Annotated in this window: 12 protein-coding genes; 6 read left to right on the top strand and 6 right to left on the bottom strand. The window is 67.4% G+C overall.

All coding sequences use genetic code 11. The features are described 5' to 3' along the window. Positions 1-122 precede the first annotated feature (122 nt). Positions 123-2,360: a protein kinase domain-containing protein gene (locus tag OG912_RS08860; RefSeq protein ID WP_327708884.1), complete on the top strand. Its 2,238-nt coding sequence runs from the start codon at positions 123-125 to the stop codon at positions 2,358-2,360. Positions 2,361-2,642: 282 nt separating this feature from the next. Here the strand turns inward: OG912_RS08860 and OG912_RS08855 are convergent, their stop codons facing one another. Both OG912_RS08855 and OG912_RS08850 read right to left on the bottom strand, forming a co-directional pair. Further along, positions 2,643-3,092: an NUDIX domain-containing protein gene (locus OG912_RS08855; protein WP_327713377.1), complete on the bottom strand. Its 450-nt coding sequence runs from the start codon at positions 3,090-3,092 to the stop codon at positions 2,643-2,645. Between the two features lie 68 nt (positions 3,093-3,160). Then, complete coding sequence (locus OG912_RS08850; RefSeq protein ID WP_327708883.1) at positions 3,161-4,516, bottom strand: tetratricopeptide repeat protein; 1,356 nt, start codon at positions 4,514-4,516, stop codon at positions 3,161-3,163. Between the two features lie 202 nt (positions 4,517-4,718). On the opposite strand from OG912_RS08850, the gene OG912_RS08845 reads away from it, so the two are divergent. From OG912_RS08845 to OG912_RS08830, 4 genes are all read left to right on the top strand, one after another. Further along, positions 4,719-5,468, top strand: coding sequence for a hypothetical protein (locus OG912_RS08845; RefSeq protein WP_327708882.1), 750 nt, complete (start codon positions 4,719-4,721; stop codon positions 5,466-5,468). 77 nt (positions 5,469-5,545) lie between these two features. Then, positions 5,546-6,457 carry an aminoglycoside phosphotransferase family protein gene (locus OG912_RS08840; protein WP_327708881.1) on the top strand — a complete coding sequence of 304 codons (912 nt, stop codon included), beginning with the start codon at positions 5,546-5,548 and terminating at the stop codon, positions 6,455-6,457. Continuing rightward, positions 6,458-7,150 (top strand): SAM-dependent methyltransferase, encoded by a 693-nt coding sequence (locus OG912_RS08835; protein ID WP_327708880.1) that lies wholly within the window; start codon positions 6,458-6,460, stop codon positions 7,148-7,150. Between the two features lie 15 nt (positions 7,151-7,165). Further along, a complete protein-coding gene (locus OG912_RS08830; RefSeq protein WP_327708879.1) occupies positions 7,166-7,711 on the top strand; it encodes an HAD domain-containing protein in 546 nt (181 codons plus the stop codon). Positions 7,712-7,805: 94 nt separating this feature from the next. Here the strand turns inward: OG912_RS08830 and OG912_RS08825 are convergent, their stop codons facing one another. Continuing rightward, positions 7,806-8,324, bottom strand: coding sequence for a DUF2716 domain-containing protein (locus OG912_RS08825; protein WP_031091370.1), 519 nt, complete (start codon positions 8,322-8,324; stop codon positions 7,806-7,808). Between the two features lie 165 nt (positions 8,325-8,489). Between OG912_RS08825 and OG912_RS08820 the strand changes: the two genes are divergently transcribed. Continuing rightward, entirely contained in the window at positions 8,490-9,188 is a 699-nt protein-coding gene (locus OG912_RS08820; protein WP_327708878.1) for a hypothetical protein, read from the top strand. A 173-nt stretch (positions 9,189-9,361) separates the two neighbouring features. On the opposite strand, the gene OG912_RS08815 is transcribed toward OG912_RS08820, so the two are convergent. The 3 genes from OG912_RS08815 to OG912_RS08805 all read right to left on the bottom strand — a co-directional run bounded on the left by OG912_RS08815 (position 9,362) and on the right by OG912_RS08805 (position 13,352). Beyond that, on the bottom strand, positions 9,362-11,038 hold the full coding sequence (locus OG912_RS08815) for a relaxase/mobilization nuclease domain-containing protein (protein ID WP_327708877.1): 1,677 nt from the start codon (positions 11,036-11,038) through the stop codon (positions 9,362-9,364). Continuing rightward, on the bottom strand, positions 11,028-11,597 hold the full coding sequence (locus tag OG912_RS08810) for a hypothetical protein (RefSeq protein ID WP_327713376.1): 570 nt from the start codon (positions 11,595-11,597) through the stop codon (positions 11,028-11,030). Before OG912_RS08810 ends, OG912_RS08815 begins: the two co-directional genes overlap by 11 nt. 315 nt (positions 11,598-11,912) lie before the next feature. Beyond that, positions 11,913-13,352 carry a DUF3631 domain-containing protein gene (locus OG912_RS08805; protein WP_327708876.1) on the bottom strand — a complete coding sequence of 480 codons (1,440 nt, stop codon included), beginning with the start codon at positions 13,350-13,352 and terminating at the stop codon, positions 11,913-11,915. Between the last annotated feature and the right edge of the window lie 63 nt (positions 13,353-13,415).

The following is a 13,415-nucleotide window of genomic DNA, read 5'->3' as shown; positions in this document are numbered from 1 at the left end:
GTCTTATCGTTCTGAGCGGATGGCGTGATGTAGGGGGGCGGGTCTGCCGTGCCTGATCGAATAGGAATTGCTGACGTAAGCGCGGACCATGTCCGACTGTGCGTGCGAGGGGGAAGTGGGCGATGAACAGCGGGCGGGAGCAACTCGGAGAGCGTGTATTGGCGCAGGCTGCCGCGATTTTTGCTGCTCGCTCGAATATCGGGGCGACGGAACTGCTACGCGCAGTTGAAAGGCTGGAATTCGAGCAGACAGAGGACGGCTACACGACATCCAGTAACTGGAACGATTACTACTGGGCCGCCATCCTCTACATCGACGCAGTAGACACTCCCAGCTTTGACGATGAGGTCTTGGACCACTTGCTGCCCACGATCGCTGAGGTGGCCGCTCAGAATGGCCGACCTGCCGTCAATCAAATCCTGGTTAGGCCAGCCCTCCATGCCCCGGACATGAACTGGCGGCAGGCGTTGGGAGGAGGCCAAGAGTCAACGCTCTTCCAGCCGCAAGACACACTTATAGGCGACGGCAAGTCGGCCCGCATTACCGAAGTCACCCGCATGCGACTCTTCGACACCCTGCGGCTTCAGGGTACCGACTGGGCTGGCAGGCTAGAGGAGGCTGAGTTCCTCAAGCGCATTTTCAATCTGAACGCGTTCGAAAGCTACGACTCCCGTTTCAAAACGGCCGAAGGTGACATCTACCAGCATCGCGCCAACAACGATGACTGGGAACTGGACTGGGTATTTACTGACGAACGATTCGGATTGAGGAGCGGTCCAGACTCGGTTCTCCTGCGCTTCCTCTCTGAAATGCTCCACCCTGTAGTGCGGATTGACGAAGCAGAACTGCGAAAGCTGCTAGAACTCTTTAATTCCCTGTTGGTCCGCGATGGCTATGCGCTGATGCCCGTAGACTCGATCAGCGGTCACGCCATTTACGGTGGGCAACGTATTCCAGTACAGGCCCGGCCTATGGCCCCGCCCCAGACGGCACGCATCCGTGTCTCTGCAGCCAAGGATGCTGCCCTCAACCCATATGATCTGGTCCGTGCTCAGGCCCGCGGGGAGCGGAGGGACTATCGTCTCGATCGCCTCCCCAAAGAGGAGGGTGGACAGGCGCAGATCTTCCGAGCCGTTCACAAGCCAACCGACGTCGAAGTCGCCTTCAAGCGGAGAACATCGCAGCGAGACACCCCCGCCGCTCGGATGAGGCGAGAGATTGAAATCTCTCAGCTGCTTGGCCAGCACGCGCACTACATGCCCATCCTCGACTCCAACCCTGTAGATGGGTGGCTGGTCATGCCGATGGCGCAGGCTACCGCAGAGCAACGGCGCGACAACCTGAGCGACCCTGTGCAGTTGCGAGCTCTGGTCGAGGCGCTGATGGATGTACTGGAACTTGCTCATGCACACGACTGGCTACACCGCGACGTGAAACCGTCCAACATCCTTCTGCTGGATAACCAATGGACTCTCGCGGACTGGGGAATCGTCCGACGGCCGCGAGGTCAGACCACGCAGGAAGGGCGTACTCGCTTCGAGCTTGGCACGGAAGGCTTCGCAGCGCCTGAACTCTTCGTTGATGCACACGAGGCCACGGCAGCAGCCGACATCTACGGCATCGGGCGGGTCATTGCCTGGGCGCTTACCGGCGATTATCCGCAGATGAACATGCCGCTTTCCCCTCCTCCAGGTCCGTGGAGGAACATCACCCGAATTGCTACACACGCCGATCCTCACCAAAGGGTGCAGAGCATCCAAAGCCTCCGAGACTTGATCAATCGCCAGCTTACCGAGCCAGCGGAGCCTCCGACTGAACAAGCGAAGCGCCTGTTGGAACGGACGCGCGCCGGCGATCCAGCGGCCGTGGGGTCCCTGCTCGAACTGATCGCAGACCACCCCGAAGACTATGAACTGTATGTCCGCGCGCTTATAGCTCTATCCGCCGAACAGGCAGGCCCTTGGCTGTCCCGCGACCCACGAGCCAGTGGTCGCATCTTCAAGGCCATGGCCGACCATGCTCATGGCCAAGCAACGCGACGGGTCCAGTTCGCTGAAGCTGGCCGAGTCGCTGTATGGCTTCACGCCATCGCGAATTTCGCCGCAGCCAAGGACGACTGGGACCTCCTCGAAGAGGCAGCCCGCACGATGTGCACCTGGGATGCCGCATGGGATCAGTGGAGTGCCCAAGATCGAATCGCGCCCTGGCTGCGCTCACTGTCAGGCCAGGCAGCGCAGCTTATAGGTTCCGTTCTGCGAGATCACCCGCGCTCTGCACAACACTTTTCCGGCTTGGCGCAGGACGGAACCGTGGACCTTCGGATCCGCGCGGCAATTCAGGCGGCTGCGGTGACGCCATAGCCCTAAGGGATAAAGAGGGGAAGAGTCGACGTACTGTCCGACTTGCGGACGCAGGCGATTCGCATCTCTCAGTTCCCCTTCGTCCAGTGGTGCTCACCGTGCCGCGACCGCACAAGGAGTAGATCGTCAGGTGGGAATTGAACCCTGCCGCGCGGAGGAACCGAGAGGTCGCCGCGCGGCGACCTAGCAGGTGTGCAGTGCTGCGGAGCAGGGCTGTGGGTGATGCCCCTGGCTAAGAGCGTAGAAGACGGACTTCGATGGTGTGGTGACCGTAAGACGCTGCTATTGATACCGCCAGCCGTCGAGGGAGATCTCCGGTCCTCCCGTGAGGTACCGGTGAAGGGCGCTTGCTGTGGTCTCCACAAACTCCTCAGGGACGGCGTGGGCGTCTACCCATCGAGCCTGGGCGTGTTTGCGCGGCTCGCGGTTCTCCGGTTCGCCGGTCCATTCGTGGGCCGCGAAGACGACGGTGAGGAAACCGTTGGGGGATTCGACTCCGTACGCGCTGTGGATGATGTGGGCGACCTTAAGCGCCTCCGGTTTCACGGTCAGACCGGTCTCCTCGTAGAGCTCGCGGACTGCGGTTTCCGTGATTGGCTCGCCCGGTTCGCTCTTGCCGACCGGGAGGTCCCACATGCCTTTGGCGAACTTGGCATTCTCGCCGCGTTGGAGGAGGACCACGCGGTTGGTGGCTTTGTCGTGGACGATGACGGCGGCGACGAGCAGGGTCATCGAGTCGAGCGCGGGCGGGAGCGGGTCTGCCACGGCTGGTGTCCTTTCGTCCGCTGATTGTCGGTAGCTTAGGTCAGTGCTTCCCTTGCCCAGCGGGCGAGTTCGGCCGCGCCGGGGACCTTGCGACGCTGATAGATAGCGAGGGTGGAGCGGATCGAGATGATCGCTTTGCGGGTGCGGTCTGAGGTCATGCCCTCCATGAAGACCAGGGCCTGGGTCCAGGCGGCGACTGCTTCGTCGGCGCGGGCCTGAGCGGCGAGACTGTCGCCGAGGTCGGCGTGGGTGAGTGCGTGGACGCGCTTGTACTTCTCCGGGTCCCAGCGGGTGAGCGCGTCGCGGTGCTGTTGTTCCGTGCCGATGTGGTCGGCGAGGTCGGTCAGCGTGCGGGCGGTGTGGCTGGCCACGGTGCCGGCGGCGGGGCCGCTGACGCGGGAGAAGCTGGGCTGGGGACCGTCCTCGCGCAGGAGGGCGTCTTCGGCGGCGAGCAGAGCACGAGCGGCCAATGGGTTCTCGCCGACGGCTGCGTAGGCGCGGGCGTGCGTGATGTGGAGGAGCGCTTCCGTCTGGCCGTCGACGTGGCCGAGGCCGCGGGTGAGGGCGCCTTTGACGAGGTCGACGCAGTGGTGGGGTTGCTTGAGGCTGAGGGATTGATGGGCGAGGGCGCGCATCATCCATGCGGCGTGGCCGTGGGGGTCGGCTTCGCATGCAAGTTGGTAGCCGACCTGGTAGTAGCGCTGGGCAGCGCCTTCGTGGCCGAGGTCGTGGTGCTTCCAGCCTGCGAGGTAGGCGAGTTCGGCGACGGCGCCGAAGGCGGCTTGGCGTAAGGCTTCTGTGGGGAAGAGGCCGCGCAGCATGGGGGCTGCCGTGTCGGCGAGGTAGGCGGTGACTGTGGTGAGGCCGTGGCCGCCGCCGAGGCGTTCGTCGGCGGCGCTGAAGGCCGCCGTGATCTGCCGTACGACGTCGATGTCGTCGCTGCCGACGAGGGAACGGGCGGTGCGGGCGCGGAGCATCCGCGAGGTGGCCTCGTGGTCGTGCAGGAGCGGCATGGCCACGCCGGCCGTGGTGAAAGCGGCGATGGCGAGGAAGCGGCGGCGCTCGACATCCGCGCGGCCGAGGTCGGTGACCGCGGTGACGGGGTCGGTGTCCGGTGGCGACTCCGTATCGGGTGAGTGGAGGCCGAGCTCGGTTCGAGTGACGACCCGGCCCAGCCGCCGGGAGAGGGCTTCGGCAAGGTACTGGCCGGCCCTGCCGGACGGCGTGCGGGCACCGCCCACCCAGTGGGAGATGGCCGACTTGTTGGTCTGGAGCAGTTCGCCGTTCTCGGCAGCGATCCGGCGTACGTCCCTGGCGAGTGCCTCGTACGTGCACCCGACGGCGTTGATCGTGTCGCGCAGGCGGGAGTTGGCGCTGGTCGGTGCCGGCACGATCGCCTCCGCTCCGTATCCGTAAACCGTGTATACCGCTTGACCTCGCTCACACCGTACCCACTCTGCGTAGCGGGCGGTTCACTTATCGACAGCCGCCCCACTCACGGCATCGCGGGCCGGGCGGCTCCCAAGTTCCGTACGCCCCAACGGGTTCGGGCATTCCTATGCCTCGCCCCGGACGATCAGAGACGGAGACACGGTGACCACCATCGACACCGCAACCATCACGGTCGAGCTGCCCGACGCCTTCGACCCGCGCTGGAACCGCCTGCCCGGCATTCAGGTCGACGGCCGGCGCATCACCATCGACCCGGCCGAGTACTTCTTCCGCTTCGAGTCGAACACCTGGCTCGTCGCCGACTGGGAGCTGATCAAGACTCAGCTCCTCGACGTGGACGAGACGACCGAGAGCGCGGTCGAGCAGCTCGCGCTTGACTTCATCAAGAACCACGGCGAGTCCACCTCCGACGCGGCCCGCGTGCTGGCGACGGCGTACGAGGTGTACTCGTACCTCTTCCGCGAGGAGCACCTGGCCGGCCTCGGCCTCCCGCAGATCACCGTCGAGCACCTGAGGATGCTCCGTGAGGCGGCCACGCTGATGGCGCTCAACAAAGTCGAGCTGGACGGGCACATCTCCAACGTCGGCCCGTGCTGGTTCTTCCCCGCCGCCACGTCCGTCGTCTTCGACCTGGACGACGCGACGGGCGAAATGCTGGACGAGGTCTACCACGGCGGCTGGTTCAACGAGCACCGCCGGATCGAGGCCATCAAGGCCCATGCCGCGCTCGGCGGCCGGCTCGTGCACGGCTGCCAGTCCGTGCCGGACCAGTCCGGCGGCGTCGTCGCGCCCTACGGTGCCTCGATGGCGAACTTCCGAGACGACCTGGCCGAGTTCAAGGCGGGCTGGATCGAGCAGGTCTACGCCCACCGCGTGACCGCAGCCGAGTAACCCACCCCCAGTACGGCTCCGGGGCGGGCCAGCTCGCGCGCGCCCGCCCCGGAGCCCACCAGTCCCTGGAGACCCCCATGGCCCAGCGCCTGTCCGCCACCCTGCTGAACGACCTGTGCGCTCTCATCGGCAAGCCCCTCCCCGAACGTACCGAGATTCGCGTCTGGGGCATGTCCGGCGTCGAACGCGTCACCTTCCCCGACGGCACCACAGCCGTTTTCAAGTACGCCAAGGAGCCCTTCGATCGCGAGGCCCAGGTCCTGCGGATGGCCCACCAGCACCAGCTCCCGGTCCCCGCGCTCCACGCCACCGCCATGCAGGACAAGTGGCTCGGGATACTCATGGACGACCTCGGCACCCCTGTACGGGACGCCGACGACCTCGACGGTGTCGCCGCCGCCGTCATGCTCCACGCCGCCCGCCCCGCGGGCGGTCTGCCCCTCCTCGACGGGGCGGGCCTCGCAGCCCTGCCCGGCCGAGCCCTCGATCACCTCCAACGGCTGCGGAAAGTTGACCGCTGGGCGGACTGCGACGACATCGAGACCACGCTGGGGAAGATCTCCGCCGCAGCCGAGGCCCGTGTCCAGGGTGCGACGCTCGACCCCTTCGGCTGGGTCCACTCCGAGTTCCACCCCACGAGCGTCCACATCGGGGAGAACGGCTGGCACCTCCTCGACTTCGCCCGCGCCTTCACCGGCCCCGGCCTGATCGACCTCGCCTCGTACCACGGCACCACCGACGTGCCGAGCCCCTTCCGCATGCGGGTGTTCCTGGAGCAGTACGTCACCGCAGGCGGTCATGAGGACGCCCTCGCCGCGCGGGGCGGACTGGCCGCAGAGGCGTGGGCCTTGGGCTGGCACCGCATGTGGGCCGTGGAGTGGTTCATGGAACAGGCCATCCGCTGGATCAACGACCCGGCCAAGGACCCCGCGTACATCCCCGTCGTCCGCCGCCACCTCAATGACGTGGTCCGACTCCTGGAGGTCTAGGTGCTCGCCCAGGTCTCCCCCTGGTACGCCCACGCAGCCCAGCGCACAGCCGCAGCTCCCGCGCACGCCCTCACTGCACCGACCCGGATGGAATGGAGCACCCATGCCAGCATCGGTCCCGGCGCCGAGATCCTGGGCCAGGACCTGTGCGGAAAACGCGTCCTGGAGCTGGGCTGCGGCCCCGGCCACAACGTGGCCCACCTTGCGAAGCACCACCAGGCCCGCGTCACCGGCGTGGACCTGGTCGGCCTCCAAGTACGCCGTGCCCGCTCCCACTACGGCCACATCGACGGCGCCACCTTCGCCGCCGGCCACGCACTGCACCACCTGCAAGCCACCAGCCAGACCTTCGACGCGATCTACTCCGTCTTCGGCGCCGTCGGCCTCGTCGCCCCCGAGCTCCTCCTCGCTGCCGTTTCCCGACGCCTGAAGCCTGGCGGTGTCCTGGCCTTCTCCGTCCCTCACCCGGCACGGGCCGGAAGACATCCATCCACGGACGACCGTCCGCGCGAGGACTACGTCACCATGCCCGACCGCACCCGATTGCCCCTCGTTCGATGGGAGTTCGACGCCCGCCGCTGGGAAGCCCACCTCTCCAGGACCGGCCTGCGGATCACCTCGACGGTGGAGCTGCGGCACCCGCACCGTGACCCGTGGCCCACCACCCTCCTGATCACCGCCCGTAAACGCTGACCGACGGAGGCACCGATGACCCTGCCCTACCTGCTTCTCGACATCGACGGCGTCCTCATACCGTTCCCGGCCGCCGACGGGAGCACCCCGCCCACCCACGTCCGTCACACCGTCCTGCCTACCGGCCGGCGCCCCGACGACCCCGTGCCCATCTGGCTCGACCCGAGTCAGGGCGGCATTCTCGCCGACCTCCTGACCAGCGGGATCGTCACCCCTGTGTGGTGCACGAGCTGGCGCAAGGACGCCACCACGATCATTGGCCCTCTCCTGGGGCTGCCCGACTTCCCTTACCTCGACCTGCCTCGACTCCAGATCACCACCAGTCACCCCGACGGCTACCTCTGGAAACGCGAACACGTCGACGTCTGGCTGGCAGACGCCCCCGCCGTCTGGATCGACGACGACTTCACCAGCCTCGACCACGACTGGGCGGCGGAGCGTACCGCCGGCGGAACGCCGACACTGATCGTTCAGCCCGACCCACATCTCGGACTGCAGCCCGAGCATCTGACCGAGGTGACGAAGTGGCTCGCGCAGTTACCCACAGCCCGCGCCGTTTGACGCTCATGCCCTCGCTGCCGCGAGCAGAGCAGCGAGGGCATCAGGATGCGCTGTGGGGTTGACTCCCTGGTTCCTGTGGAGTCGGGGGCTCAACTCAGGCGGTGCCGACTGCCCTGCCGGACCTACGGATCGGCTGGCCGAGAAGCTTCTCCACCTCCGCGGATGCGGCGTCGAGGAATTCCTGACCGAACAGACAGAGGGACTGTTCCCAGGGGTGCCCAAAACTGCCCGTCCGGAAGTCTTCCGAGAGGTAGATGTAGTAATCCCCATCGGGATACGGGCTCAAAGGCCAGGCCAGCTGCCCCGGGCCGCCGACGCCCAGCGGTGCGAAGCGATACGACGTGTGCTGCCAGTCGAGCGCGAGCAGTGTTCCGCTCCGACCCATGCAGGACTTCAGCCCCTGCTCGACCACCTCGACCAAGCGGTCCAAACGCTCGTATTCAGGATCGTCGTCAAGCGCGGCAAGGCTCCAGGTAACCGATGCGACGGGCTCCTTGATGGCCGGCCACTTGAATGAACTCGTACTCGGCCGGAACGTGAACTCGTCGTAGAAGCGGTCCCAAACGCGCCGGTACTCGGTCTCAAGTAGCTCGACCACGGGACTCTCCATCATGGCCCGACCCTATCGAGTCGCCCGTGTAAGGATCGGAGATAGGTCCTTCACGGAACTGCGCTCCCCTCCACTCGGACCATCAAGGTATTCCGTGAGAGGCGGGGGACGGCCTGATAGCCTGCGATCTTCGCCGGTCACCCGGACGGAGTCCCCCGGCAGGTCTTCATGTCTTGCTCTGAGCAGCTCATGACAGCTCTCGATGCCCTGGACCACGCCTTCGCCTCAGAAGGTTCCTTCCTCGTCACAGGATGCACGTACTGCTACGGCGATCGCGACTTCGCCGAACTCTCCGGCCCGCTGCACCTCATAGGCGACGACCTGGTTTCCTCGGTTGCCGCAAAGACGCCTGATCATTGGGAAGACTTTCCTCGTCTCTATCGTCACCTCGTCCCGCGCATCATTCGGCTACTCGTCACAGGCCGGCTCCACATCGACGAGGAGCTCATTGCCTCCCGCTTGATCCACGCGGGCTGGGCCACCTGGGGCTTGCCCTTGGCCGAGGCCCTGCAGGACGTCTGGTCCGCTTGGTGGCAGAGCACGCTGCATACTCACCCCAGCCCCGTGCCCGTCAGGGATTCCCTCAGCGTCATCACCGTGGCCACCAACAGCCTGCGTCCTTGGCTGAACGTATGGACCGCGACCAATACCCCAGCCGCCGATGCGCACTTGGCAGACCTCGTTGACGACGTGATGTTCGAGTTCGAGATCACCGACTTGCGCATGGGCTTCTACGATGAGTACGACGCCACTGCCGAACTGCTGGGCTGGCTTCTCACCGACGTGCGCGATCGTGTCATCGACACACGTCTCGACGCCCCCTTCCTCTATGAGCACCTTCAGGCAACCGCTCAGCGCTCAAGCTGATCGCTGATCTGGTACGCCATCCGGAACTGAACGGAAAGCCCCGTCCTTTCAGGGTTGGGCGTTCCCCGAGGGAACACTTCCGGTGTTCCCTCGGGGAACGTGTCGCACCGGGGGCTGCGCCGGCCTTCGCCCGCCGGTCCCTTCGTCGGGAATCTGGCTGGGAGATTCCGCGGTCAGCGGTGCCGACTGCGCTCCGCGGGCCTCGTGGTCACTGGCGTAGCCGGCGGGTGTGGCGTGGCGGACCTGACTGATGTGCCGTTGATGGCGCTTTGCCTGCGAGCGGCTTGCGTCCGCCGGTTCGGTTGTGCGGCGATGCGCCAGTTGAGGACCTCGGCGGGGCGCTCGGCGCTGTCGAGTTCTCGTTGGGCACTTACCTCGGTCAGGAGACGTCGAAGGTTGTGGCCGGCGGTTTCGGCTTGGGCGAGGGTTGTGGTCAGGGCGGCCCAAGTGGGGTCGGTGAGAATCCGGTCGGCGTGGTCGGGGAGGGCCGCGCGCACGTCCTGCTCGAAGCGGCTGGCGGTGGCGGCTCGTGGTGTGCGGTGGGCAAGCTCCGCCAAGGCCGGTGCGGCGGCCTGCTGGTAGCCCGCCTGGAGGTGGAGGAAGGCTTCCTCGGCCGCAGCGGCCTGCTGTTCGTGGCCGCGCTGTTCGTGCCACGTGGCGGCGGCGCGGGCCAGGTGCACGGTGGCGAAGAGCAGGGCGATGGCGAGTCCGCCGGGCTCGTTGGAGGCATAGGCGAGTTCCGTGGCGGCCTGGTGGTCGGCGCGGGTGGCGGAGCGGCGGGCGCGGTTGAACGCCATCGCCGCCGCCCGTAGTTCCGCTCGGTGTGGGCCGCTCGTGGAGCTGGCGATGTTGTACAGGGCGTCGCCGAAGGCGGCGAGGTGGCCCTGGGCGGCGGCATCGTCATCGGAGTCGAGGACGGAGTGCGCCATCTGTATCGCGGTGATGGTGTGCTCCCACGGCTCGGCAGGGTCTGCCGCATACCGGGGGCGGTCGGCCATCTCCTGGTCGGGGAGGCGTTCGCGGAGGCGGTTGATGGAGAGGTCGGGGGCGAGTTTCGAGCCGCCGTACCAGATGGGTTCGCCGGCGCTGTTGGTGTCGCCGGGTGCGGCGAGGCTGTAGCCGATCACGTCGCCGCTCTCGGGGCCGAGGCGTGTCTTGACCTTGATGCCGAGGGACTGCAGCACGGTGAAGTAGTCGGCCTCGGTGTGTACGGCGGCGGCGACCGCGTACGCCCGCTCGCGCAGCCAGTGCCGTGCCGTCACCGACTGGCCCTGGCGCTCGGCCTTGGCGCGTTCGGCACCGGTGGGGGTGCGGGGCGCGGTGAGGTCGCCGGACTTCAGGCGGCGCAGACCGAACTCAGCTTCGATCCGACGGCACTCGGCCTGGGCTCGGCGTCCGTCCTGGTGGGTGCGTGGGCGGCGTCCGTCGGCGCGGACGGTGGTGGCCATGATGTGGATGTGGTCGTCGGCGTGGCGTACCGCGATCCATCGGCATGCCCTCTCGTCGCCGTCGGGGGCGATGCCCGTGGCGTGCACGACGCGGCGGGCGACCTCGGCCCACTCGTTGTCGGTGAGGTAGCGGTCGCCGGGGGCGGTGCGGACCGGGCAGTGCCAGACGTGCTGCGGTGGCTTCTTGCCGCCCAGCTCGCGGGTGCGGAGGTCGACGTGGTGGTCGAGTCGCCTGGCGAGCTGGGAGTAGGTGGCTGCCGGGTCACGGCCGGGATCGGGAGCACCGGCCATGTCCCAGGCGGCGACGATGTGGGGGTTGGTGTGCTCGTCGCGGCGCCCAGGGCCGAAGAGGTAGGCGATCAGTCCGCGGCTGTCGGAGCCGGTGGAGACGTCAGGAACCATGGGTCGTGCCGTTCGCGAGGAGCTGGTCGATGAGGTGGAAGCTGTTCTGCGCTGCTTGCTCGACGCGGTCGAGAACCGTCTCGGCGCGCTCGGGCACGGTTCCTCGGTTGATGGCTGCGGTGATCTGGTTGAGGTTGCCGCCGATGCGGTTCAGCGCGACGGTGTGCGCCTCGACGGCCTCGATCAGCGGGCGGAGAGGATCGTCCTCCGGGCTGCCGACCATCGCCGCCTTGCCCTGCGCAACAGCCAGGGCTGCGTCCCCGACGAATCCGGCGAACCTCTGACCGCGCTGGTGAGCGGCGGCGCTGATCACCTGGACTGCGGTGCGTGTAAAGCGGATGGTTTTCTCCTGGTCGCGCTTCTCCACGGTGCGCTTGCGGTTCATCTGCGCGGGCAGGGCAGGGGCGTCGAGATCCCGCCAGGAGAGCTGCTCGACGAGCGGTGGGGCATCGGCCGGACTACTGGGAGGAGCGGAGTCGGCTGCGGGCCGGCCGGAGTCCTCGGCCACCCCCTCCTTCGGCTCGGGCGCCCCCTGGCGCTCGGCCTTGTCCTCCGCCATCCCTGAGGCGGGGGCAAGCGCGGACGAAGCCTCGTTAGAGGCTCGTTCGCTCCAGCTTGCTGCTGGTCGTCGGGTGAGCCTGAACAACTTCCTGCGGCGGCGGGAGGTGGGGTCGTCGGCGTTTGATTCGGGCATGGTGGTGCTCCGTCAGTCGTGTGGGGTGGCCCGTCGTCGCATCCGTCGCATCCGTCGCGTGGCTGGTCAGCACAGGTACGGAGACGGAGGCAGGTACGGAGTGATCCGTAACGCCGAGGAGATCCGTCCCCGCGCTGACCTGCGCGGGGACGGATGCGACGGATTGATGCGGACCTGGTGTCAGCGAGTGGGCCTGGGGCCTGCGGGCCCTCCCGGCGGGCCGGTGGGCAGCGTCCCGGACGGAGGGGCGGGCGGCCTGCCCCGGGTCGGATGTGCCGGGACCTCGGCGGTGGGTGCCGACAGGGCGGGGTCGGGGCAGTAGCGGGCCCATGCGTCCACGAACTGGTTGCGGGCGTACGCCTTGGCCTGCCTGCCGTTCTCGAACCGGTAGTTGGCCGGGCTGATACCGAAGTCGCGCAGCAGATTCGCCAGGTGGTAGGCGTTCAACCCCTTCGTGCCGTACTCCGCCCACGGAGCCTCGGCGTCCTGGATGAGGACCGCGAGCAGGTCCTGGCTGCGCATGGCCTCCTTGCCGGCCTCCTGGTCGAAGACGCGGCGGATGTCACGCAGCAGCCGCGTCTTCAGCGTCGTCTGCTCGTCCTGGACCACCTCGTTGCGCGTCATCGCGAGGCAAGCGGCACGTGCCCGCGCGGGCCAGTGCCCGCCGGCGAGGTCGGCGACGATGACGAGCGGCTCCCATGTGTCGGCGGCGCGGTCCTCGACGGGCATCTTCGGCACCGCGCCCGCGACGGTGCCGCGCTGCGGGACCAGCCAGTCGGCCAGCCGGTCGCGAATCGCGTGCAGTTCCGGTACGGAGTATCGCGATCGGAACGGGGTGATCCGCTCACCCGGCTTGCGCTTCTGCATGCGGATGACGATCGCCCGGTCCATGATCGTGTCCGGCAGGTCGCCGATGCCGGCCAGCGCCGCCATGGCGAAGGTGGGGAACGCGGTCGGCTTGTGCTCAGGACCGGAGATCCGCCAGGCGGGCCGGTTGCGCTGGTGCCCTGCGTTCAGAAGGCCGCGCAGGTCCTCCTTGTCGCCTGCCTTGGGGCCGAAGATGGTGTCTGCCTCGTCCACCAGCAGCGTCGGCGGGTTCTTGCCGATGACGCGGAAGACGACGGCGGGGGAGGTGTTCACCGTCATCATCGGCTGGTGGACGGTCTCGTAGAGGACGTCCAGGAGACGGGACTTGCCGCACCCCTTGGTCGGCCCGACCACCGCCAGCCGTGGCGCGTGCTGGAGGCCCGGCTGGATGTGGGAGGCCGCGACCCAGAGCGTGACGGCGGTCAGGGCCTCGTCGCTCGGCAGCACCACGTACCGCCCGATCGCCGTGCGGAGATCGTCCAGCAGCGCGCTGCCTTCGCCTGCCGGCCCGCCGCTATCTTGGGACTCTGGTCCGCCTGGAGCAGGAACGCCTGCGTTGTCCGACGCTGTTGTCGGGGCACTAGTTTCGGCAGGTCGCGAATCGCGTGAGCTCCGGCTCGGAGCATCGGCGGGCGGGCCTCCGATGGCGGGGCGTGCTTCTCGGTCGCGAGGCAGACCCTGGCCCGGGACCGCGATCGGTGGCCAGGCAACACCGGATGCCTTCGAGGTGGCGGGGGACGTAGGGTCCTTCATAGATGTTCCTCTCAGGTGGGGGCGAGACGGGCAAGGTCTCGCCCCCGACCAGTTCGTTCAGGG

It is taken from the genome of Streptomyces sp. NBC_00464 (assembly GCF_036013915.1).
Taxonomy (GTDB): domain Bacteria; phylum Actinomycetota; class Actinomycetes; order Streptomycetales; family Streptomycetaceae; genus Streptomyces.
This window is presented reverse-complemented; position numbering and strand designations above follow the sequence as displayed.